The sequence below is a fragment of the Enterovirga aerilata genome (assembly GCF_013044135.1).
Lineage (GTDB): Bacteria > Pseudomonadota > Alphaproteobacteria > Rhizobiales > Beijerinckiaceae > Enterovirga > Enterovirga aerilata.
The window spans coordinates 238,352-258,986 of the sequence record NZ_JABEPP010000005.1 but is presented as its reverse complement, the minus strand read 5'-3'; the positions used below and the strand labels follow the sequence as shown (position 1 = coordinate 258,986).

Below are 20,635 nucleotides of genomic sequence, written 5' to 3'. Positions count from 1 at the left end.
GCGGGGCGGATGTGGACGCGGCTCTCCTGATCTACACGACCTTTCCGGACGAGGAGACCGGGCTCACCATCGGGGAAGGCCTCGTCCGCGAGGGTCTTGCCGCCTGCGTGAACGTGATCCCCGGGATGCGCTCGGTCTATGCCTGGAAGGGCGCGGTCGAGCGCGGCGCCGAGGTGGTCGGCATCGTCAAGACGCGCGAGGGATTGCGGGAAGCGGCTGCGGCCTCGCTCAAGGCGCACCATCCCTACGAGACGCCTGTCATCCTCTTCTTGTCTCCGTCCGGAGCCGGTGCCGAAACGCTGGCCTGGCTTCTGGCCGAGACCGGTGGGAGTGCAGATCCGGTACGGAAGTAGCGCCGGAACTCGCCCATCCCGAGCAGCGCCTCCTGCGCGCACAGATAGAGCGCCCAACGAAGAGCAGCAGGGAGAGGACGAACAGGATCGCTTCGGCGACTTCGCTGTCCAGGTTCAGCGCTCCGACGAATGCTATGCCGACCGACGCCAAGACCCCGACCCCCGGCCACTACGAGCCGGGCCGGCTCGGCCTCAACCCCGGCCGCGCAGCAGCGGATGCACTGCTCCGGCCTCGGTGGGCGCGATGTCGCGGGCGAAGGGCGCCTCGGCGCCACGCCTCTTCGGCCGGACGGTGCCGCCGGCCGCGACCGTCGCGACCTGGAGCCCGGCGCAGGAGCCGAAGGCCGGCGTCCCGGCGGCGAAGACTGCCCGCATGAACGCGATCTGCCGGCGCGTCTCGGGCGTCTCCTCGTAGAGATGGAGCGGCGAGCCGGTCAGGATAACCGCGTCATAGTCCGAGAGATCGGGGCGGTTAGGAATATTGCCCGAGATGTCGGACGGTTTCGCCCGGTCGAAGGTGGCGCCCGGCGCGAGTTCGCCGAGGGTCTTCAGATAGGTTTCCCCGGAGCTTCGTCCGACGCTGCCGCGCCGCGCGTCCCGCTGCCCCGGGCTCTCGCTTTCGGCGACGAGCAGGCGAAGGAGGCCTACAGAACCTCTCCGAAGTCTCGGGGCGTGCCGGCCCAGCGCTCAGCGGCCCGCGCGCCGGTCGTGCTGGCCGCGGTGACCGGCCCGGCGGGGCCGGTGCGACTTGCTGCCGCTCAGGCCGAGCCCGCGCGAGATCCGATGGCCGGCGCCGTAGCCGATCGCGCCGCCTGCGACCGCGCCGACAGGGCCGCCCACGATCGCACCCGCAACCGCGCCGAGCCCCGTATTGACCGCCCGGTCCTGCGCGGATGCGCTGCCCGACACGAGCGCCATCCCGAGCGCCGCAATGGCGACCATCCTCAACATGCGCCTTCCACCTTCATTCGATGCCCGGCCTAAACTCGGACGCTTCGGCCTCCGTTCCGGCCTGTGGCACCGGGCGCAGCCTTGTTGCCGGTCCGCGGCACGCCTCGTAATGCAGGGGATCGGCGCCGCGCGCGCCTCGAGGCTGAGGCTCGGCTTTGAGCGACTTCATCCCCCCGCATCCGCCCCGGCCCGAGAAGCCTTATCCGGCGCTCGATCTGATCCGGCGTGCCCGCCGCAACTTCCTGGAGATCTGGACCGAGAAGGCCTTTCTGGCGCAGTTCATGCAGACCCAGCTTCTCGCCCGCAAGGTCTTCATCTGCAACTTCCCGGATACGGTCCAGTATGCGTTCAGCACGCACAATGCGAGCTTCGAGCGCAAGTCGCCGCAGATGCGCCACGCGCTGGAGCCGCTGCTCGGCGACGGGCTCTTCATCTCGGATGGCGAGATCTGGCGTCGCCGCCGCAAGGTCGTGGCGCCCATCATCCACGTGTCTCGCCTCGGCGAGTTCGCGCCCGTGATGGTCGATACGATCCTCGAGGCGCGGGATCGCTGGGAAGCGGCCGGGGAGGGCGCGGAGATCGACGCGCTCGCCGAGATGGCGGAGCTGACGGCCGAGATCATCTGCCGCACCATCTTCGGCCGGCAGCTCGGGGGCGAGCACGCCCGCGAGGTCGTGGAGGGATTTTCCGACTACCAGCGCCTCGTCGGGCAGACGGACGCGATCTCGCTCCTCGGCCTGCCGGACTGGCTGCCGCGCTTCCATCGCCCGGGCCTCCGCAAGTCGAAGGACCGCATCCACCGGGTCCTCGATGGCATCATCGCCGACTACCGCCGCCGCGGCGACACCGCCGAAGGCTCCGTCATCGGCCGCCTGCTCGATGCGGTCGACGAGGAGACCGGCCATCCCCTCGACGACGAGGCGATCCGCAACGAGGCGGCCGTCATCTTCATGGCCGGACACGAGACGACCGCCAACACGCTGGCCTGGGCCTGGTACCTGCTCTCGCAGGCGCCCGAGGTGGAGGAGAAACTCCACGGCGAACTCGACGAGGTCCTGGGCGGAGCGGCGCCGAGCCTCGCGGACGTGCCGCGCCTGCGCTACACGCGCGCCGTGATCGACGAGACGCTGCGGCTCTACCCGCCGGTGCCGATCCTGGCCAGGGAGGCGCTGGAGGACGAATCGATCCGCAACCGGCCCGTCCCGAAGGGCTCGCTGGTGATGGTGGTGCCGTGGCTCATCCACCGCCACAAGCTCCTCTGGGAGAAGCCGGACCATTTCTGGCCGGAGCGCTTCATGCCAGGCGGGCCGGGCGCGAAGTCGAAATTCTCCTACGTCCCCTTCGCGATCGGGCCGCGCATCTGCGCTGGGCTCTCCTTCGGCCAGACGGAGGCGATCCTGTCGCTCGCCACCCTCGCCCAGCGCTTCTCGCTGCGGCTGAGGCCCGGGCACCGGGTCGAGCCGGTCTGCCGGCTCACCCTCCGGCCCGGGGAGAGCCTGCCCATGATCCTGCACCGCCGCGGGCCCGTGGCAGCCCGTGCCCCGGGCGCGGTGCCGGTGCGGATCTGCCCGCATATGCATTGAGCCGCACGGCCGCCGGGCGTTGCATCTCTGCCGCGCGGACGCTCGGCAGCGCTCTCGGCGGGTCCCGTTAACGATCGGGTAACCGTGTCGGGCGCCAAGTGCGCTCACGCAACCCTTTCGTAACCGCCGTGACCAGCGCAGCCCGCCCCTCGATTCGCTTCCGCGGCCACTCCCTCATCGCGCTCGTCGTGGTGCCCGAGGAGCCGGTCCCGGACTGGCTCGCCCATCTCGACGCGCTGGCCCAACGCTCGCCGGGCTTCTTCGCGAGCCGGCCGGTGATCCTCGACATGTCGCACCTGCCGCACGACAAGGATTCGCTGCGGGCGCTCGTCGGCGACCTCTTCGCCCGTGGCATCCGGGTCATGGGCCTGGAGGGGACCGAGGAGGCGATTCTCGGCCCGGACCTGCCGCCCGTCCTGTCCGGGGGCAACCCGACGGGCCAGCTCGACATCCCGACCGACAGGATCAAGGGCCAGGCCAACGGGAACGGGACGCGGCGGCCCGCCTCGCTCCTCGTCGACAAGCCGGTCCGCTCGGGCCAGTCGATCTGCTTCCCGGACGGTGACGTCACCATCGTGGGCTCCGTCTCGTCGGGCGCCGAGGTGATCGCGGGCGGCTCCATCCACGTCTACGGAACGCTGCGCGGCCGCGCCGTCGCCGGTTCCGGCGGCGACCCGAAGGCCCGCATCTACTGCCGCAAGCTCGAAGCCGAGCTCCTCATGATCGACGGCTCGTTCCGCACCGACGACGAGGTCCAGCCGGACCTGCGCGGCCGGCCGGTCCAGGCTTGGCTCGACAATGGCGCGATCGCGATCGCGAGCCTCGATTGACCAGCGACTGATGCCGGGCGCTCCGGCCGGACAGACCCAGGAAAGGGAAAGGGCACATGGCGAAGGTTCTCGTCGTCACCTCGGGGAAGGGCGGGGTCGGCAAGACCACCACGACCGCCGCATTGGGCGCCGCCCTGGCGCAGGGCGGCCAGAGCGTCGTCGTGATCGATTTCGACGTCGGCCTGCGCAACCTCGACCTCGTGCTGGGGGCGGAGCGGCGGGTCGTCTACGACCTCATCAACGTCGTCCAGGGCGAGGCGAAGCTCTCGCAGGCCCTCATCCGGGACAAGCGCGTCGAGACGCTCTCGCTGCTCGCCGCCTCGCAGACCCGCGACAAGGACGCGCTGAGCGAAGAGGGCGTCGGCCGGATCATCGCGGAGCTGCGCGAGAAGTTCGACTGGGTGATCTGCGACAGCCCGGCCGGCATCGAGCGCGGCTCCGCCCTCGCCATGCGCTTCGCCGATGTCGCGGTCGTGGTCACGAATCCGGAGGTCTCCTCCGTGCGCGATTCGGACCGGATCATCGGCCTCCTCGATTCGAAGACGGAGCGCGCCGAGAAGGGCGAGCGCATGGAGAAGCACCTCCTCATCACGCGCTTCGATCCGGCGCGGGAGATGCGCGGCGAGATGCTGAAGACGGAGGACGTGCTCGAGATCCTGTCCATCCCGCTGCTCGGCATCATTCCGGAGAGCGAGGAGGTGCTGCGCGCCTCGAATGTCGGCTCGCCCGTCACCCTGAACGCGCCTCTGAGCGCCCCGGCCCGCGCCTATCTGGACGCCGCCAAGCGCCTCAGGGGCGAGGTCGTCGCCATGACCGTCCCGACCGAGCGTCGCGCCGGCCTGTTGTCCAAGCTGTTCCGGAGGGCCGCATGAATTTGCTGAGCTTCTTCCAGCGGCGGCGGGGATCCGCACCGATCGCGCGCGATCGGCTGCAGGTTCTTCTCGCGCATGAGCGCGCCGTGCTCGGCCAGCGCGATCTCGTCGCGATCCTGCGCGAGGAAATCCTCGCGGTTATCGGCAGGCACGTCCGGGTCGACAGCGACAAGGTCCGCGTGAAGATGGATCGCGGCGCCTCGATCTCGACTCTCGAGGTGGATATCGAGATTCCGACCGCAGAGGGCGGCCTGAAGCTCGCGATCGCGGGCTGAGCCGGAGGTCAGCCTGCGCGGCTCGTCCGGGGAGAGAGCGTGATCAGCGGCCGGGCGCCCGGCGTCCGGCTCGGCTTGCGCTCGACGACGACCGTACGCTTGCCGGCGATCACGGCCGCGGGTGCGATCGGCGAGGCTCCCCGGAGGCGGTTCATGCGCGCCACAAGGGGGCGGACCTCGTCCTCGCTGACGCCCATGAACCCCGCCGCGATCTCGATCTGAGCCTGGACGTCGTCCGTCAGGCCCTGGGCGGCCACGATGGCCTCCTCGATGGTCGGCGGCTCGCGCCGCACGCGCGGCGGCGGAAGAGGTTTGCGGTTCGGGCGCATGTGCTTGTCCTTGAGCCGTCCGGCCCGGACGGCTTTTGTGCAGTGCAGCATATCTGTGTCGGGCTGTCCAGGCGAACCTTTGCCGCGGCCGGCGGTTCCTGCGCTTGAGAGCACGTCGCGCCGGCTCTACTCTGGCTCCGGCAGCGGAAGGGTGCGCTGGCGCACAAGGGGCGGGCTGGAGCGGTCGCATGAGCCCGACGATCTACGTGTTCTCCGACGTGGTCTGCCCCTGGTGCTATCTCGGCAAGCGCCGGCTGGAACGCGCTCTCGACCAGCTCGGCCTAGCGGGCAGGGTCGGCGTCCATTGGCTCCCGTTCGAGCTCAACCCGGACATGCCTGCCGAGGGCATGCCGCGTGCCGAGTATCGGGCCCGCAAGTTCGGGCTCGAGCGGAGCGCCGAACTCGACGCGCGCATGGCGGCGCTGGGCGAGGCCGAGGGGGTCCGCTTCGCATTCGACCGCATGACCCGCACCCCGAGCACCCGGCGCGCTCACATGCTCATCGCCCATGCGGCGGAGCGCGGGCAAGGCGACGCGATCGTCGAGGCTCTGTTCCGGGCCTATTTCGAACAGGCACGGGACATCGGCAACCCCGGGATCCTTGTCGAGGTCGCGGCGGCCGTGGGTTTCCCGCCGGAAGAAGCCCGCGCCGCGCTGGACAGCGAGGACCTGCGCGCCCGGGTCCTCGGCCTTGAGCGGCGCGCGGCCGAGATGGGGATCGGCGGGGTGCCTTTCTTCATCCTCGAAGGCGGGCAGGCGGTCTCCGGAGCCCAACCGAGCGAGGCATGGGTCGAGATCCTGCGCGACGCGGTTCCGCAGCGCGCAGCGGCGGGAGCCGGATCCCCTGCGGGCTCATGAGTCCGGCTCCGCGTCTTCCGGGGTTCGTCCGGCGGCGGAGACGTCGCCTGCCTACTCCGACGTGGTGGCTGCGTTAGCCCGGAAGAACACGAGGGCGGGCCGACCGGATCGGTAATCTATCCTGGCGAAGCTCCAGGGGCTGAAGCATGTTCGGGCGGACACGGACCCAAGGATGTCTTCTGGCCGCCCTGGCTGCCTTCAGCGCGGCTGGCACGGGTTCCGCCGCCGCCGAGCCCCAGCCCTGGATCGGCCGGTGGGCATCTCCACGCGACGCTTTCGCTGCTTCGGAGGAACGCGATCGGCGTGGCGCGTACCCTCTGCGAGTTCAGGTCGATCGAGAAGGTTGGTCCGACGCGGTTCGATATCGTGGAACGTTGCTTGGACCTGGTGTCGGGAGCAGCGCATGCCGAGCGTGCGACCTACGAGATGCTCGGCGAGCGCGCCTATCGCCGGATCGCCCCTCGGGGATCTGCGGTCACGGCGCATTATTGCGCGCAATCGGCGCTGCCCGAGCCGTGGCGAACAAACCAGGTCGACGACCTTCTCCGCTGAACCGCGGCTCCGTCGCTCGACAGCCGTCGCGTTACAGCTCCGCCGACCTCTGGGACAATTCCAGGCGGAGCTGCCGCGCGGCCTCCGCTAGCGCCGGGTCGCGGCGGCGGCGGGGTTGCGGAGCGTCGAGGCTGATCTCCGCCCCGATCCCGGCCGGTCGGCCCGTCAGCACGACCACCCGGTCGGCGAGATAGACCGCCTCGTCGATATCGTGCGTGACGAACAGGATCGTTCGGCTCGTCGCGGCACGGATGCGCAGGAGCTCGTCCTGCAGCGATTCACGGGTGAAGGAATCGAGCGCCGAGAATGGCTCGTCCATCAGCAGCACGTCCGGTTCCACCGCGAGCGCCCGGGCGAGCGAGACGCGCTGGCGCTGGCCGCCGGAGAGTTGGTGCGGCCAGCGACGGGCAAGCTCGCCGAGGCCGACGAGGTCGAGCATCGCGATCGCGCGGCGCGGGCGTTCGGCCCGGCTCACCCCGCTCCATTCCAGTCCGAACGTCACGTTCGAGAGGACGCGCCGCCAGGGCAGGAGACGCGAATCCTGGAAGACGAGAGCCATCGGCGGGAGGCGCGTCTGCGCCGGCGCGCGGGTGCCCGGGTTCAGGGTGACGCTTCCGGCGCTCGGCCTGGCCAGCCCGATCAGCACGCGCAGGAGCGTCGACTTGCCGACCCCCGACTCGCCCACGATCGCGACGAACTCGCCGCGCCGTATCGCGAGGTCGAGGCCGGAGAGGACCGGCGTCGTGCGCCCGTCGCGCTCGTAGGCGAGGCCGAGTCCGCGGATCTCAATGACCGGGAGGTCGGGCGAGCCGCTCATGCCCGCCATCTCAGCAGCCAGTTCTGGGCGGCCACGAAAACCGTGTCGATGAGGCCGTACAGGGCAGCCATGGTCAGCATGTAGACGAGCACGATGTCGGTCGCGAGCAGGCTGGACGCCTGCATCATGCGCTGGCCGACGCCCGGCACCCCGAAGATCTCAGCCGCGACAACGGCCATCCAGGCCTGGCCGAGCGCCGTGCGCAGCCCGACCATGATCCCCGGTGTAGCGGCCGGCAGCATGATCTTCACCAGCCGCGCGAAGGCGGACCTGAACCCGAAGGCGCGCGCAACCTCGACGAGGTCGCGATCGACTCCCCGGATGGCGCCCTGGGTCGCGAAGAACACGATCCAGAACACGCCGATGGCGATGATGAAGACTGCGGCCGCAGGCTGCACGCCGAACCAGATGATGGCGAAGGGCACCCAGGCGAGACCCGGGATCGGCCTGACGATCCGCACGATCCAGGCTGTCGCGCTCTCGAAGGCGACCGACATGCCGGCCCATATGCCCAGCAGGACGCCGAGTCCTGCCCCGACCGCGAGCCCGATCGCGTAATGGCTGAGGCTGGACGCCACCGCCTGGAGCCAGACCCCGGACGTGACCTCGCGCGCGAGGGCGGCCAGGATGGCCGAAGGGGGCGGCACCAGGACCTGGTTGAGCAGGCCCAGGCGGGGCAGCGCTTCCCAGATTCCCAGGAAGACGAGCAGCCCCGCCGCGGCCAGCGCCGTGCGGGCCAGGCGGCTCATCGGACGCGACGCGCCTTCCCTCCCCCTTGCGGGGAGGGCCGAGCCGGAGCGAAGCGAACGACCGGGGTGGGGGTGGTGCCGAAGCACGCTCTATGCGGGCCGAGCCCCACCCGGCTCGGCTTCGCCGAGTCCGCCCTCCCCGCAAGCGGGAGGGATGGAGCGTGGTGCTTCTGTTCGGGAAGGGACAATCCTACGGCTTTCCCGCGGCCTTCTCGTAGAAGCTCGGATCGAACAGGCCGTCGAGGGGCGCCGCCTTGTCGAGCGTGCCGATCGAGACCTGGAAATCCTGCATCTTCGCGGTGGCCTCGACGATGGCGCGCGGGTCGGCCACGAAACGCGAGGCCGGCGAGGTCAGCGCCTTCCTGATCGTGGCGAGATCGACGATACCCTTCCCAAGCGCCGCCTCGACGAGGGGCGCCGCCTCGTCCGGCCGCTCCTTCAAGAGCTTGTCGGCCTTGACCAGGGCGTCGACGAGACCCTGGACCTTCTCAGGATGCGCCTTGGCGAAGGCAGGCGTGACGGCGACGACAGTGCCCGGCTGTGACGGGAACATCTGCCCGCCGGTCGCGACCAGCTTGATGTTCGGGTTTCGGCCCTGGACGATCGTCAGGGCGGGCTCGCGGATGGCCGCGCCTTCCACGGCGCCGACGAGCACCGCCTGCTGCGTCGCGTCGATTCCCATGGAGACGATCTCGGCATCCGCCTTGTCGGCCTTGGCGACCTGCCAAAGCCAGTGCTGAAGGGTCGTGTTGGGCACCGAGCCGGGCGGCTGCGCGGCGAGCCGGGCTGGCTTGCCTTCCTTGGCCCGGAAGTCCTTCAGGGCCTGTGCGGGGGGGACGCCTTCCCTGAAATAGGGCGCGAGCTTCGGGCCGGCGACGAAGACCATCTCCTCGACCGCCGTCGCGGTCACGACCTTCGATTCGATGCCCTTCGCCCGCGCGACCGCGAGCGGCATCACGCCGGCCACGTAGATGTCGATCGTGCCCGAGGCGAGCGCCTGGATCATGTTCGGGCCGGATTCGAACGTCGTGAACTTCAGGTCGAGCCCCGCCTCCTTGGCCCAGCCCTTCCCGTCGGTGACGAAAATCGGCGCCGCGCCGATGATCGGGATCACGCCGACGCGCGCCGTCACGGGTTGCGCGGCAGCGGCCGATACGGCGAGAACGGCGCCAGCCGCCGCTGCGATAAGCATCCTGAACATGGAAAGCCCCCGGGAGATCAAAATCTACATAGGGATGCCGGGCGAAAAATAAAATACCGGAATTATTACGTAGTTATTGCAGGCTAGCGCGCTTGGCCGTGGTACTCGGGGTTCGGCCGCATATCGACCGCGGACGCCATCCGGTTCGACATGTTGAAGAAGGCCGCGACCGCGGCGATGTCCCATATATCGCGCTCGCCGAACCCGACATGCCGCAGCGCCGCGCGATCCTGCTCCTCGACCGTCCAGGGCGCATCGGTGAGCTTCACCGCAAAGTCGAGCATGGCCCGATGCCTGGCAGGCAGATCCGCCGCGCGGTAGTTCATGACCAGGAGCTCGCCGAGAACGGGGTCCCCCGAGAGCTGCCTGACCGCGGCGCCGTGCGCGGTCAGGCAGTAATAGCAGCGGTTCTGGCTGGAGACTGCGACCGCGATCATCTCGCGCTCCAGCTTCGACAAGCCGGACGGCGCGAGCATCAGGTCATTGTACATGGCCGCGAAGGCTTCCAGCTTCGCGTTGTCATGCGCGTAGGCCACAAGGACATTCGGCACGAAGCCGATCTTCTCGTCGCATTTCGCGAAATAGGCCCGCATCTCGGGCGAGAGCTCGCCCCGCGGCAGATCCAGCGCCATCGCGCGCTCGTCGGATTGCCGCGCAGGCCGCTCCCCGGCATCGCGCCTGCCGCTCGCCCTCTTCTCGTCCCCCCGTCTCGTCTTCGCTCGCGCCATCGCTCGCCGCCTCCCTTCCGATGCCCGACGATAGCCCAGCCTCCCGATCCGCGCGACGCTAGGACGCCCAGCTGCGCAGTTCTCGCAGCAGCGGCGTCTTCTTGGCCTGGTGCTCGCCCATCCGCCGCAGGACGTTGTCCAGCGCTTCGACTCCGGCGAGCTGGTTGGGACCCTTGTTCAGCATGATGCATTCGGCGCGCGCCGCCATAGCGGCATCGGTCATCTCGCCGCGCGACGGCGTTCCCTTCCGGACAAGGCCGTCCAGCACCTCGGTGGCCCAGATCACCGGCACATGCGCCGCCTCGCAGAGCCACAGGATCTCTTCCTGCATCTCGGCGACGCGCTCGAACCCGATCTCCACCGCGAGATCACCGCGCGCGATCATCACGGCGAGCGGCTGGCAGCCGGCCGCCTGCACGATGATCTCCGGCAGATTCGCGACCGCCCCTCCGGTCTCGATCTTGGGCACGACAGCGAGCCGGCGCCAGTCGGAGCGGCGGCGGGCAAGCTCCTCCTGCAGGCAGGCGAGGTGCTGTGCGGTCTCGACGAAGGAATAGCCGACCATGTCCGCCTCGCGCGCAACGATGTCCAGATCGGCGAGGTCCTTCGCGGTGAGCGGGTCCAGCCCGAGCTTCACGCCGGGAAAGTTCAGGCCCTTCTCGGGCCTGAGCTTCGCTCCCTTGACTGGGGCCTGCTCGATCACGGCGACGAGGTTTCCTGCCTCCTCGCGGACCACGCGCCCGCGCAGCTTCCCGTCGTCGATCGCGACGGGGTCGCCGATCTTGATCCGCTCCAGCACGACCGGCAGCGTGCAGCCGGTCTGGAAGGCGTAGCCCGGATCGCGGAGCGCCCCCGCCCGGCAGATCAGGAGCTCGTCTCCCGCCACCATGCGCTGCCGGTCGGACGGGGTCGCGACATCGGCCGTGCGCACCTTCGGGCCGCCGAGGTCCATGAGCAGCTTGAGCCTCCGACCGGTCGCGCGCTCGGCCGTGCGCAGATGCTCGATCATCCGCATCCAGCGGTCCGGGTCGTCATGGGCGCAGTTGATGCGGACCGCGTCAGCGCCGCCTTCGGCAAGGCGCCGCAGGAGGCCGGGGTCGCGCGCGGCGTCGGACCCGAGCGTGACGAGGATTCGGCCATGCCGTCCCGGGACACCCGGCCCGAACAGCGCCTCCGCGGCAAGCCCGAGTTGCCGCTCGCCGCGATAGAACTGCCGCGCGGAGGGCGGCCGGAGGGGTGCGCCGGGCGCACGCCCGACCAGCTTCGACAGTGCGCAGGCGACCGCGTCGATCGAGGCGAGGACGCGGCCTTCCGCGCGGCCGAGCGACGAGATGCCGAGCGGCATGAGCGCGCGCTGCAGCGGGCGCAGGTCGTGCTTCCGGAAAGCTAGGTAATGGGCGAGGTTCAGGGCGCCGGCTGCAAACTCCGGCCGCCGGATCCGGGGGCGCCAGTGCCGGAACGTGGCGGCGCCCCAGGTCGAGACGCGTTCGCGCAGCGCGAGCACGTCGTCGAGGATGTCTCTGGTGGTCTTGGTCACGTCGCTCCGTCCGTCTCCGCGCGCCTCCTAGCGCCCGGCCGTGACAATGCGGCGTCAGCGAATGCGGCCAGCGGGTCCCATGTTACAGAACTGACATGGAACAGTTCTAAGCCGCGGGCCGATACGAGCGGGGCAGGACCATGAGCGACAATACCGGGCGGATGCGGTCCGCGGATCTCGAGGATTCGGGAGACCTCGGCATCAACCCGACCGCGAATCCGACCATGGGCGACATGATCGCGGCGCGGTTCAACCGCCGCGACCTGTTCCGGGGCGCGATGGCCGTGACCGCGATCTCGGCCACGATCGGCACGAGGGCGCTGGCCGCGAACGAGCAGCCGGCGAAGAAGACCGCGGCGGCCTCCTTCGACTTCAAGGAGATCGAGGCTGGCGTGGACCAGACCCACCATGTCGCCGAAGGCTACGACGCCCAGATCCTGCTGCGCTGGGGCGACCCGATCTTCCCGGACGCCTCCGACTTCGATCCCAACGCCCAGAGCGCGGCCAGGCAGGCGCGGCAGTTCGGCTACAATTCCGATTTCGTCGGCTACATCCCGATCGGCGGCTCGAGCCAGCACGGCCTCCTGGTGGTGAACCACGAATACACGAACGAAGAGCTGATGTTCCCGGGCGTGGGCATCCAGGACGCCAAGGATGCCGGCTTTTCCAAGATGACGAAGGACCTCGTCGACATAGAGATGGCCGCACATGGCGGCGCGGTCGTCGAGATCCGGCGCCAGAGCGGGCGCTGGGCCGTCATGCGGGAATCCAGGTACAACCGCCGCATCACGGCCGAGACCCCGATGGAGATCACCGGCCCCGCAGCCGGGCACGACCGCATGAGAACGGCGGCCGATCCGACGGGTCGGCAGGTCCGCGGCATGATCAACAACTGCGCGGGCGGCGTGACGCCCTGGGGCACCTGGCTTTCTTGCGAGGAGAACTTCAACGGCTATTTCTGGGGCAAGCTGCCCGAAGGGCACCGGGAGGCCGTCAACTACAAGCGCTACGGCATCGGCACGCCCGCCTATGCGTGGGGCAAGTTCCACGACCGCTTCGACCTGGCCAAGGAGCCGAACGAGGCGAACCGTTTCGGCTGGGTGGTCGAGATCGATCCCTTCGACCCGGACTTCGTGCCGAAGAAGCGCACGGCGCTCGGCCGCACGAAGCACGAGGGCGCGGCCGGGATCGTCAACGCGGACGGCCGCTACGTCATCTATCTCGGCGACGACGAGCGCTTCGACTACGTCTACCGGTTCGTGACCGCGGGCCAAGTCGATCCGCAGAACCGCGCCGCCAATCTCGGCCTTCTCGACGAGGGCACGCTCTCGGTCGCGAAATACAATCCAGACGGCAGCGGCACCTGGCTGCCGCTGGTGCAGGGTCAGGGGCCGCTCACCGGGCAGAACGGCTTTGCGAGCCAGGCCGACGTCCTGATCGAGACGCGGCGCGCGGCCGACCTCCTCGGCGCGACCAAGATGGACCGCCCGGAGGACATCGAGGCGAGCCCGAAGACGGGCCGCGTCTACGTCATGCTCACCAACAACACGCGGCGTTCCGACGCGCAGGTCGACCCCGCCAATCCCCGCGCGAAGAACGCCTTCGGCCACATCATCGAGATGGTGCCGGATGGCGGCGACCACGCGGCCGCGACCTTCCGCTGGGAGGTGCTGGTGCGCTGCGGCGACCCGTCGATCAAGGAGGTGGGGGCGACCTTCTCGTCGGAGACGACGAAGAACGGGTGGTTCGGCATGCCGGACAACTGCGCCATCGACCAGAAGGGCCGGCTCTGGATCGCCACGGACGGCAACAACCAAAAGGCGACGGGCCGGGCTGACGGGCTGTGGGCGCTCGAGACGGAGGGGGAACTGCGGGGCACGTCGCGGCACTTCTTCCGCGTGCCGGCGGGGGCGGAGCTCTGCGGGCCCTTCTTCACGCCGGACGACGAGACGCTGTTCCTCGCCGTGCAGCATCCGGGCGAGGCGGAGGAGGGGCAGCCGGCCAGCTACGAGTACCCGAACACGCGCTGGCCGGACTTCAAGGACGGCGTGCCGCCGCGCCCCTCCGTCGTGCTCGTCACGAAGCAGGGCGGGGGCAAGATCGCCTGACGCCGGGCACGCGCCTGTCATGGCCGGACTTGTCCCGGCCCTCTCGACGCAGAGCAGGAGATCGAGAAAGCTCTGCGGCCGCGATTGCCGATCGGATCGGGATGGCCGGGACAAGCCCGGCCGTGACACGATGGCTGATCACGAGATCACGCCATGTCGAAAAGCACTCTCCCGCCTCGGTCAGCAGCCTTCCCCGGCTTCGGGCCGCGGGCGCTCGGCTTCCTGAAGGCACTGGCCTTCCACCAGGACAAGACCTGGTTCGAGGAGAACCGCGGCCTCTACGAGAGCGAGCTCAAGACGCCCCTGCAGGCGCTGGTCGAATCGCTCACGGGCGAGTTCGAGAGAATCGGCCTGCCGCTGCGCGGGGACGGGCGGTCGATCTTCCGGCTGCACCGGGACACCCGCTTCTCCAAGGACAAGCGGCCCTACAAGACGAATGCCGGGGCCGTGCTGAGCCGCGACGGCACGAAGCGGTCGCAGGGCCTTCTGTACATCCACATCGACCCGGAGGGCTGCTTCGCCGCCGCGGGATTCTGGCGGCCGGAGCCCGAGGAGGTGCTCGCGTTGCGACGCGGAATTGTCGGCAAGCCTGACGCGTTCCGGGCGACCGTCGCGAAGCTGGGAAAGTCCAATCTCGTCCTCGGCGACCCGCTTTCGCGCCCGCCGAAAGGTTTCGAGGATTGCGCCGAGGAGGATCTGGCCGCCGCGGTGAAGATGCGGAATCTCCTCGTGCGCCGCCCCATCGCCCCCACGGCAATCCACTCGCCCGACCTCGCCCGACAGCTCGTCGCCTTCGCCCAGGATGCCGAACCGCTGCTCCGGTTCGGCTGGGCGGCGCTGGATACGCACCGGCCGGCATGAAGACCGGCCGGGTTTGGCGCTTTGGCCCTGCCGCGCTTAACTCGACCACGGAGGCGATTCATGAAAGCGCTGTTCATCGGCCAAGCCTATATCGACGTCACGTTCATCACGGACCACATCCCGACCGGCGACGACAAGACGGTCGCGGAAGACTACGCGATCTCGTTCGGCGGCAACGCGGTCACGGCCGCCTTCTGCTGCGCCAAGCTCGGCATCGCGCCGGATCTGCTCGCGTCCGTCGCCGACGACTGGCTCGGCCGCATGTTCATCGACATGGCCGCGAAATACGGCATCTCCGTCCACCACCGGAAGGTGCGGGAATCGTCCCTCTCCTTCATCATGCCGCAAGGCGGCAAGCGCGCCATCGTGCGCTGCCGCGACGACGAGTACCTCCATCCCGTGCCGCCGCTGAACCTCGACGGGGCGCGCGGCCTCCATCTCGACGGCCACCAGCCGGACGCCGCGATCCACTATGCCAAGATCTTCCGCGAGGGCGGCGTCCTGACCTCGCTCGACGGCGGGGGCCTCAGGGCGAACACGCACGAGCTCCTGGGCTTCATCGACGTCGCTGTCGTCGCCGAGCGGCTCTGCGAGCAGATGAACCTCGATGTGGCCGGGATGCTCGACTATCTGCAGAGCCGCGGCTGCAAGATCGGCGGCGTGACGCAGGGCGCGGACGGCATGGTCTGGTACGACGAGACGGGCGAGCGCCGTCACCTCCCCTCGCTCGCGGTGCCGCCGCACCGCGTCGTGGATACCAACGGCGCGGGCGACATCTTCCACGGCGCCTACATGTATTCCGCGATGGCGCGCCACGACCTGCCCTGGATCGACCATTTCGTCTTCGCCCGCGCGGCCTCCGCGCATGCGATCCAGCACCTCGGCAACGAGGCGAGCCTGCCCAGCCTCCGCGACATCGACATTGCGGCCGAGACCTGGCCGGAGCGCCGGTCGCGGGCGGAGGCTGCGGAGTGAGCGTTCCGCTCCGTTCCGCCCATCCCGGCGGATGCCGAGGTCCAGGGCCGTCCGGCATCGGATGCCGGCGCAGGCCGGCGTGAGCGGAGTCGTGGCCATGACGCCCTATGCCCTCCACGTGGCGGACGAGGCCATCGCGGATCTCCGCGAGCGGCTCGCCCGTACGCGCTTCCCGGACCAGGCGCCGGGCCAGTCCTGGGCCTACGGAACGGACGTGGACTGGCTGAAGGACCTCGTCGCCTATTGGCGCGAGCGCTTCGACTGGCGGGAAGCGGAGGCGCGCATCAACGCCTTTCCGAACTACACGATGCCGCTCGGCGGGATCGACTTGCATTTCATGCACGTGCCCGGGAAGGGGCCGGATCCGAAGCCGCTTCTCCTGTCGCATGGCTGGCCGGGCTCTGTCGTCGAGTTCCTCGACATCATCCCGCGCCTGACCGACCCGGCCGCGTTCGGCCGAGACCCCGCTGATGCCTTCACGGTCGTGGCGCCCTCGCTGCCCGGATACGGGCTCTCCTTCGCGCCGGGTCAGAGGCGATTCTCGGTGACCGAGATCGCTGATCTCTTCGCCGAGCTGATGAGCGCGCTCGGCTACGATCGTTTCATGGCGCAGGGCGGCGACTGGGGATCCTTCGTCACCGCCTATCTCGGCTATGCCCGTCCGGACCGGATGATCGGCATCCACCTGAACATGCTGCCGGTCCGGCGCGACCCGGAAATGGTGAAGAATCCGACCCCGGACGAGGCGCGTTTCCTCGAGGAGCTGAAGCACTGGCTCAAGGAGGAGACGGGCTATCAGTGGATCCAGGGCACCCGGCCGCAAACGCTGGCTTTTGCCCTGACGGATTCGCCCGCCGGCCTCGCGGCCTGGATCGGGGAGAAGTTCTGCGCCTGGAGCGACAATGACGGCGATGTGTGGTCGGCTTTATCCCGCGACGCCGTCCTGACCAACCTGTCGCTCTACTGGTTCACGGGTGCGATCGGCTCGTCCTTCTGGCCCTATTACGCCCGGATGCACTCGCCCTGGCCGATCCCGGAGGGCGGGACGGTCGACATTCCGACCGGCTATGCGGCCTTCCCACGCGAGATCGTCAGGCCGCCGCGTTCGCTTGCCGAGAAGACGTTCAGGAACATTCAGCGCTGGACGGTTATGGAGAGAGGCGGCCACTTCGCCGCTCTGGAACAGCCCGAGGCGCTTGCCCGTGACATCGTCGCCTTCGCACGCACTCTCCGGGCCTGACCCGCTGAAGGATTTGCGGAGCCTGCTCCGCGAGCTCTACGAGGGAGACACGGAGCGGGCGCATCGGTTCCGATACGGCCTTCTCGCCTTCGACGTCGCGACGGTCGTCTTCATCATCGCGACCTCCTTCGCGCCGGACTGGCCGGGCGTGAAGGTGCTCGACATTGTCATCGGGCTCGCGGTTCTGGCCGACTTCTCGGCCCGCCTCTACAGCAGCCGGAGCCCCTGGCGCGAGCTCGCCCATCCGGCCACCTGGGCGGATATCGTGGCGCTGGTCTCGTTCCTGGTGGCGCCCCTCATCGGCGAGGGCGCAGGCTTTCTGCGCATCCTGCGCACGCTCCGGCTCCTGCGCAACTACCGCATCCTGACCCGGCTCCGGCAGGACAGTCCCTTCTTCCGCCGCAACGAGGAGGTGATCCTCGCGGTCACGAACCTCTTCGTCTTCATCTTCGTGATGACCGGGATCGTCTACGCCACCCAGCACCGGACGAACCCGAACATCCACAACTTCGTCGACGCGCTCTACTTCACCGTCACCTCGCTCACCACGACCGGATACGGCGATATCGTGCTGAAGGACACGGCTGGCCGGCTGATCTCCGTCCTCATCATGATCTTCGGGGTGACGCTCTTCCTCCGGCTGGCGCAGGTCCTGTTCCGGCCGAACAAGGTGCGCTTTCCCTGCCCGACCTGCGGGCTGCAGCGGCACGACCCAGACGCAGTGCACTGCAAGGCCTGCGGAACGGTGCTCAACATCCCGGACGAGGGGGATTGATCCCTCAGCCGGCTGGACGGGAGCGGGCGAGGCAGGCCCTGGCGATACCCGCGAGTTCCGCCCGCTGGCCCTCGGAAAGCCGCTCGCGCAGGAAATCCGACCAGATCCCGGCCCTTCTCAGCTTGTCCACCGTGCAGGAACAGGTTGCGCGGGCGACGGGCTCCGCGAAGCCGGCGGCCAGATAGCTCGCCGGGCAGCCGCGCTCCACCCGCTTCGCGACCGCCGCGAGGTTGGGCCCGGTGACCTGGACGAGGCCGTACAGGGCGCCGAAGAGCAGCGGCTGATGCAGGAGGTAGATGACAAGGCTGTGCCGGCCCGCCCAGGCGAACGCACGGCCGGCGCGCGACCGTAGCCGGCCAGTCTGGGCCTTCAGCCACCCCTCCAGCAGCTTGCCGAGCGCCACGCCCGCGAACACGAAGGCCGCCCATGGAAGGAGCGGGACCCAATCGTTGGTGATGGGCGGCCGGCTTGCGAGCCCGAGAAAGGCGAGCGCGGGATGCTCGAACACCCCGCCCCGGAGAACGAGCGGCGCGGCGCCGATCAGGACGGCGAGCGCCGCTGCCACCCAGGCGGGCGCCTGCGTGAACGGGACGGCGAGCAGGCTCGACAGCGCGATCGCGTGCAGGATGCCGAAGAAGATGTAGCTGTCGGGGAACGCCAGGAAGGTCGCTCCGGTGATGATGAGCGCAGCTCCGGCGACGGTGGCGAGGCGGAGCGCGAAGGCCCGCCACCGGATCCGGCCGGGATGGGCGAGCGCGAGCCCGAGCCCGGCGAGAAGGAGAAAGCTCGCCGCGATCGCCCGGGCGAAAAAGCGCCAGCCCGGCTCGGCCGTGACCTCCGTCGCGATCAGGCGGAGTTCCGAGAGGTCCCAGGCGAAGTGGTAGACGACCATGGCGGCGACCGCGACGCCGCGGGCGATGTCGATGGCTCCTATGCGGCCCCGCGCCGGGCTCGCCCCGCCTTTCAGGGCCGCGTTGCTGAGAGAGACCAAGCGCGCCGATCAGGTTGGGCGAGAACCGGATGAGGTCCTCGCCTGCGGATTGAGGCGGCCCTATATCGCCTTCCATGCGGAACGACCACGAGAGCCTGGCCGGGCTGACGCGCGAACTCGCCGCCATGATCGCCCGCGCGAAGAGCGTCGTCGCCTTCACGGGCGCCGGCATCTCGACGGAGAGCGGCGTGCCGGATTTCCGCTCGCCGGGTTCGCCCTGGCTGAAGAATAGGCCGATCGATTTCCAGGACTTTGTCGCGTCCGAGGAGGCGCGACGAGAGGCATGGCGGCGCAAGTTCGCCATGGACGACATCTATGCCGGCGCAAAGCCGAGCGCCGGCCACCGCGCGCTGGCGAGGCTCGTGGCGGAGGGCAAGTCGCCGGGCGTCATCACGCAGAACATCGACGGGCTGCACCAGGCCGCGGGCATTCCGGACGAGAACGTGATCGAGCTTCACGGCAACGGCACCTATGCGGCCTGCCTCTCCTGCGGCCTCCGGCACGAGCTTGCCGATGTCCGGCGCGAGTTCGAGTCCACCGGGCGGGCGCCGGTCTGCACCGCCTGCGGCGGGATGGTGAAGTCGGCCACGATCTCCTTCGGCCAAGCCATGCCGGAGCTCGCCATGGAACGGGCGCGCGAGCTGACGCTCGGCTGCGATCTGTTCCTGGCGATCGGCTCATCGCTCGTCGTCTATCCGGCCGCGGGCTTCCCCGTGCTGGCCAAGCGCAAGGGCGCACGGCTCGTGATCGTCAACCGCGAGCCGACGGAGCTTGACGGGATGGCCGATCTCGTCATCGCGGGCGAGATCGGCGAGGTTCTGGGCCCGCTCGCCGCGACGCATTGACTCGCCCGTAACTGCCGGTGGATGGCGGGAAAGCCGCCTTTGCGCGAGTCCCCTTGATGTTATGTTCACCAAGCGAATCAGCGGCGTGATTCGGGCGGTGCGCAATGGCGGACGAGTACGGTTTGCCCCCTTTTCGGGCAGGCGGGGTCGATGGATTCGAAAGCCGCGGCGCACGGCCCGAGGCCGACGCCCAGGCTCCCGAGATCGAGGTCATCCAGGTCGCCGGGCGGATCAAGTGGTTCGACGTCGCCAAGGGGTTCGGCTTCATCGTTCCGGACGATGGACTGCCGGACGTCCTCCTTCATGTGACCTGCCTTAGGCGCGACGGCTATCAGGCCGCGCATGAAGGCGCCCGCATCGTCGTCGAGGCGGCTAGGCGACCGCGCGGATTGCAGGCGCTGAAGGTCGTCTCGCTTGACGATTCGACCGCGATCCACCCCTCCGAACTGCCGATGCCGCGCACCCACGAGGTCGTGGTCCCGACGAGCGGGCTGGAGCCCGCCACGGTGAAGTGGTTCAACCGGCTGCGTGGGTTCGGTTTCCTGACGCGCGGCGATGGCACGCCGGACATCTTCGTCCACATGGAGACGCTGCGCCGCTACGGCATCGCGGAGCTGAAGCCGGGCGAGCGGGTCTTCGTGCGCTACGGCGACGGCTCGAAGGGCCAGATGGCCGCCGAGGTGCGGCTTGCGCAGAGCGCGCTTCCCGCCTCGCACTGACTGATGCGAGCCGGTCTTGCAGCGCGGTCCCCTTGGGCCGCGTTCGTCCTCGCCCTCCTTGTCGCGCCCCTTCTGGCCTGGGCGCAGGCCTTCGAGCCGCTGACGATCGTCACGCAGTCGGGCCAGCGGCACGCCTTCCAGGTCGAAGTGGCGCGCACGGATGCGGACCGCGCGCAGGGCCTCATGTACCGGCGCAGCATGGCCGCCGATCGCGGCATGCTGTTCGACTTCGCCCGGGTCGAGCCCGTCGCCATGTGGATGCAGAACACCTACATCCCGCTCGACATGCTGTTCATCCGCCCCGACGGCACGATCGCCCGCATCGCCGAGAACACGGAGCCGCTGTCGACGCGTACGATCGAGTCGGGCGAGCCCGTGCTCGGCGTCCTCGAGCTGGTGGGCGGGAGCGCGAGGCGTCTCGGCATCCGGCCCGGCGACCGGGTGGAGCATTCGATGTTCAGGCAGCGCTAGGCCCGCAACCGGGCTG

General features: G+C 69.4%; 24 protein-coding genes. 15 read left to right on the top strand and 9 right to left on the bottom strand.

From position 1 onward, the window contains the following. Window positions 1–11: 11 nt before the first annotated feature. Window positions 12–353, top strand: a complete 342-nt coding sequence (cutA, locus tag HJG44_RS18370) for a divalent cation tolerance protein CutA (protein ID WP_171219774.1) — start codon at window positions 12–14, stop codon at window positions 351–353. Window positions 354–545: 192 nt separating this feature from the next. Here cutA and HJG44_RS23835 read toward each other — a convergent pair whose 3' ends face one another. Both HJG44_RS23835 and HJG44_RS18360 read right to left on the bottom strand, forming a co-directional pair. After that, on the bottom strand, window positions 546–833 hold the full coding sequence (locus HJG44_RS23835) for a glutamine amidotransferase-related protein (protein ID WP_346767218.1): 288 nt from the start codon (window positions 831–833) through the stop codon (window positions 546–548). A 207-nt stretch (window positions 834–1,040) separates the two neighbouring features. Further along, complete coding sequence (locus HJG44_RS18360) at window positions 1,041–1,304, bottom strand: hypothetical protein (RefSeq protein ID WP_174873197.1); 264 nt, start codon at window positions 1,302–1,304, stop codon at window positions 1,041–1,043. 155 nt (window positions 1,305–1,459) lie between these two features. Here HJG44_RS18360 and HJG44_RS18355 point away from each other — a divergent pair, with 155 nt between their 5' ends. The 4 genes from HJG44_RS18355 to minE all read left to right on the top strand — a co-directional run bounded on the left by HJG44_RS18355 (window position 1,460) and on the right by minE (window position 4,864). Then, window positions 1,460–2,887 carry a cytochrome P450 gene (locus HJG44_RS18355; protein ID WP_210261216.1) on the top strand — a complete coding sequence of 476 codons (1,428 nt, stop codon included), beginning with the start codon at window positions 1,460–1,462 and terminating at the stop codon, window positions 2,885–2,887. A gap of 128 nt (window positions 2,888–3,015) precedes the next feature. Further along, window positions 3,016–3,717, top strand: a complete 702-nt coding sequence (gene minC, locus HJG44_RS18350) for a septum site-determining protein MinC (protein WP_171219773.1) — start codon at window positions 3,016–3,018, stop codon at window positions 3,715–3,717. Window positions 3,718–3,773: 56 nt separating this feature from the next. Beyond that, on the top strand, window positions 3,774–4,589 hold the full coding sequence (gene minD / locus HJG44_RS18345; protein WP_171219772.1) for a septum site-determining protein MinD: 816 nt from the start codon (window positions 3,774–3,776) through the stop codon (window positions 4,587–4,589). Next, the gene (gene minE, locus HJG44_RS18340; RefSeq protein ID WP_171219771.1) at window positions 4,586–4,864 is read left to right on the top strand and encodes a cell division topological specificity factor MinE; all 279 of its coding nucleotides are present in this window, start codon (window positions 4,586–4,588) and stop codon (window positions 4,862–4,864) included. The genes minD and minE overlap by 4 nt, the downstream gene beginning before the upstream one ends. 8 nt (window positions 4,865–4,872) lie before the next feature. On the opposite strand, the gene HJG44_RS18335 is transcribed toward minE, so the two are convergent. Beyond that, window positions 4,873–5,244 carry a hypothetical protein gene (locus tag HJG44_RS18335; RefSeq protein WP_346767201.1) on the bottom strand — a complete coding sequence of 124 codons (372 nt, stop codon included), beginning with the start codon at window positions 5,242–5,244 and terminating at the stop codon, window positions 4,873–4,875. 137 nt (window positions 5,245–5,381) lie between these two features. On the opposite strand from HJG44_RS18335, the gene HJG44_RS18330 reads away from it, so the two are divergent. Then, window positions 5,382–6,050: a DsbA family oxidoreductase gene (locus HJG44_RS18330; protein WP_171219770.1), complete on the top strand. Its 669-nt coding sequence runs from the start codon at window positions 5,382–5,384 to the stop codon at window positions 6,048–6,050. A 303-nt stretch (window positions 6,051–6,353) separates the two neighbouring features. Further along, window positions 6,354–6,602 (top strand): hypothetical protein, encoded by a 249-nt coding sequence (locus HJG44_RS18325; RefSeq protein WP_171219769.1) that lies wholly within the window; start codon window positions 6,354–6,356, stop codon window positions 6,600–6,602. A gap of 31 nt (window positions 6,603–6,633) precedes the next feature. Here the strand turns inward: HJG44_RS18325 and HJG44_RS18320 are convergent, their stop codons facing one another. The 5 genes from HJG44_RS18320 to HJG44_RS18300 all read right to left on the bottom strand — a co-directional run bounded on the left by HJG44_RS18320 (window position 6,634) and on the right by HJG44_RS18300 (window position 11,634). Next, complete coding sequence (locus HJG44_RS18320; protein ID WP_171219768.1) at window positions 6,634–7,419, bottom strand: ABC transporter ATP-binding protein; 786 nt, start codon at window positions 7,417–7,419, stop codon at window positions 6,634–6,636. Beyond that, entirely contained in the window at window positions 7,416–8,168 is a 753-nt protein-coding gene (locus HJG44_RS18315) for an ABC transporter permease (RefSeq protein ID WP_171219767.1), read from the bottom strand. The genes HJG44_RS18320 and HJG44_RS18315 overlap by 4 nt, the downstream gene beginning before the upstream one ends. A 190-nt stretch (window positions 8,169–8,358) precedes the next feature. Continuing rightward, window positions 8,359–9,369, bottom strand: a complete 1,011-nt coding sequence (locus HJG44_RS18310; RefSeq protein ID WP_171219766.1) for an ABC transporter substrate-binding protein — start codon at window positions 9,367–9,369, stop codon at window positions 8,359–8,361. An 83-nt stretch (window positions 9,370–9,452) separates the two neighbouring features. Next, window positions 9,453–10,001, bottom strand: a complete 549-nt coding sequence (locus tag HJG44_RS18305) for a peroxidase-related enzyme (protein WP_246736369.1) — start codon at window positions 9,999–10,001, stop codon at window positions 9,453–9,455. A gap of 154 nt (window positions 10,002–10,155) precedes the next feature. Next, on the bottom strand, window positions 10,156–11,634 hold the full coding sequence (locus HJG44_RS18300) for a pyruvate kinase (RefSeq protein ID WP_171219764.1): 1,479 nt from the start codon (window positions 11,632–11,634) through the stop codon (window positions 10,156–10,158). A 140-nt stretch (window positions 11,635–11,774) separates the two neighbouring features. Here HJG44_RS18300 and HJG44_RS18295 point away from each other — a divergent pair, with 140 nt between their 5' ends. From HJG44_RS18295 to HJG44_RS18275, 5 genes are all read left to right on the top strand, one after another. Next, a complete protein-coding gene (locus HJG44_RS18295) occupies window positions 11,775–13,742 on the top strand; it encodes a PhoX family protein (protein ID WP_171219763.1) in 1,968 nt (655 codons plus the stop codon). Between the two features lie 153 nt (window positions 13,743–13,895). Further along, window positions 13,896–14,603 carry a TIGR02453 family protein gene (locus HJG44_RS18290; protein WP_171219762.1) on the top strand — a complete coding sequence of 236 codons (708 nt, stop codon included), beginning with the start codon at window positions 13,896–13,898 and terminating at the stop codon, window positions 14,601–14,603. 60 nt (window positions 14,604–14,663) lie between these two features. After that, window positions 14,664–15,578 (top strand): sugar kinase, encoded by a 915-nt coding sequence (locus HJG44_RS18285; protein WP_171219761.1) that lies wholly within the window; start codon window positions 14,664–14,666, stop codon window positions 15,576–15,578. Window positions 15,579–15,657: 79 nt separating this feature from the next. Then, window positions 15,658–16,818: an epoxide hydrolase family protein gene (locus HJG44_RS18280; protein WP_210261215.1), complete on the top strand. Its 1,161-nt coding sequence runs from the start codon at window positions 15,658–15,660 to the stop codon at window positions 16,816–16,818. 4 nt (window positions 16,819–16,822) lie between these two features. Continuing rightward, window positions 16,823–17,593: a potassium channel family protein gene (locus HJG44_RS18275; RefSeq protein WP_171219988.1), complete on the top strand. Its 771-nt coding sequence runs from the start codon at window positions 16,823–16,825 to the stop codon at window positions 17,591–17,593. Window positions 17,594–17,597: 4 nt separating this feature from the next. Here HJG44_RS18275 and HJG44_RS18270 read toward each other — a convergent pair whose 3' ends face one another. After that, window positions 17,598–18,584: a heparan-alpha-glucosaminide N-acetyltransferase gene (locus tag HJG44_RS18270; RefSeq protein ID WP_171219760.1), complete on the bottom strand. Its 987-nt coding sequence runs from the start codon at window positions 18,582–18,584 to the stop codon at window positions 17,598–17,600. Window positions 18,585–18,658: 74 nt separating this feature from the next. On the opposite strand from HJG44_RS18270, the gene HJG44_RS18265 reads away from it, so the two are divergent. The 3 genes from HJG44_RS18265 to HJG44_RS18255 all read left to right on the top strand — a co-directional run bounded on the left by HJG44_RS18265 (window position 18,659) and on the right by HJG44_RS18255 (window position 20,619). Next, entirely contained in the window at window positions 18,659–19,429 is a 771-nt protein-coding gene (locus tag HJG44_RS18265; RefSeq protein WP_246736346.1) for an SIR2 family NAD-dependent protein deacylase, read from the top strand. A gap of 122 nt (window positions 19,430–19,551) precedes the next feature. Beyond that, on the top strand, window positions 19,552–20,148 hold the full coding sequence (locus HJG44_RS18260; protein ID WP_246736345.1) for a cold-shock protein: 597 nt from the start codon (window positions 19,552–19,554) through the stop codon (window positions 20,146–20,148). A 3-nt stretch (window positions 20,149–20,151) separates the two neighbouring features. Beyond that, a complete protein-coding gene (locus tag HJG44_RS18255) occupies window positions 20,152–20,619 on the top strand; it encodes a DUF192 domain-containing protein (RefSeq protein ID WP_171219758.1) in 468 nt (155 codons plus the stop codon). Window positions 20,620–20,635: the final 16 nt, after the last annotated feature.

Bases quoted from the DNA above. Each gene is read 5' to 3' on its own strand.
- HJG44_RS18360 (WP_174873197.1), bottom strand. From the start codon at position 1,304: ATGTTGAGGATGGTCGCCATTGCGGCGCTCGGGATGGCGCTCGTGTCG.
- minD (WP_171219772.1), top strand. From the start codon at position 3,774: ATGGCGAAGGTTCTCGTCGTCACCTCGGGGAAGGGCGGGGTCGGCAAG.
- minE (WP_171219771.1), top strand. From the start codon at position 4,586: ATGAATTTGCTGAGCTTCTTCCAGCGGCGGCGGGGATCCGCACCGATC.
- HJG44_RS18335 (WP_346767201.1), bottom strand. From the start codon at position 5,244: ATGCTGCACTGCACAAAAGCCGTCCGGGCCGGACGGCTCAAGGACAAG.
- HJG44_RS18330 (WP_171219770.1), top strand. From the start codon at position 5,382: ATGAGCCCGACGATCTACGTGTTCTCCGACGTGGTCTGCCCCTGGTGC.
- HJG44_RS18320 (WP_171219768.1), bottom strand. From the start codon at position 7,419: ATGAGCGGCTCGCCCGACCTCCCGGTCATTGAGATCCGCGGACTCGGC.
- HJG44_RS18315 (WP_171219767.1), bottom strand. From the start codon at position 8,168: ATGAGCCGCCTGGCCCGCACGGCGCTGGCCGCGGCGGGGCTGCTCGTC.
- HJG44_RS18310 (WP_171219766.1), bottom strand. From the start codon at position 9,369: ATGTTCAGGATGCTTATCGCAGCGGCGGCTGGCGCCGTTCTCGCCGTA.
- HJG44_RS18305 (WP_246736369.1), bottom strand. From the start codon at position 10,001: ATGGCGCTGGATCTGCCGCGGGGCGAGCTCTCGCCCGAGATGCGGGCC.
- HJG44_RS18295 (WP_171219763.1), top strand. From the start codon at position 11,775: ATGAGCGACAATACCGGGCGGATGCGGTCCGCGGATCTCGAGGATTCG.
- HJG44_RS18290 (WP_171219762.1), top strand. From the start codon at position 13,896: ATGTCGAAAAGCACTCTCCCGCCTCGGTCAGCAGCCTTCCCCGGCTTC.
- HJG44_RS18285 (WP_171219761.1), top strand. From the start codon at position 14,664: ATGAAAGCGCTGTTCATCGGCCAAGCCTATATCGACGTCACGTTCATC.
- HJG44_RS18265 (WP_246736346.1), top strand. From the start codon at position 18,659: ATGCGGAACGACCACGAGAGCCTGGCCGGGCTGACGCGCGAACTCGCC.
- HJG44_RS18255 (WP_171219758.1), top strand. From the start codon at position 20,152: ATGCGAGCCGGTCTTGCAGCGCGGTCCCCTTGGGCCGCGTTCGTCCTC.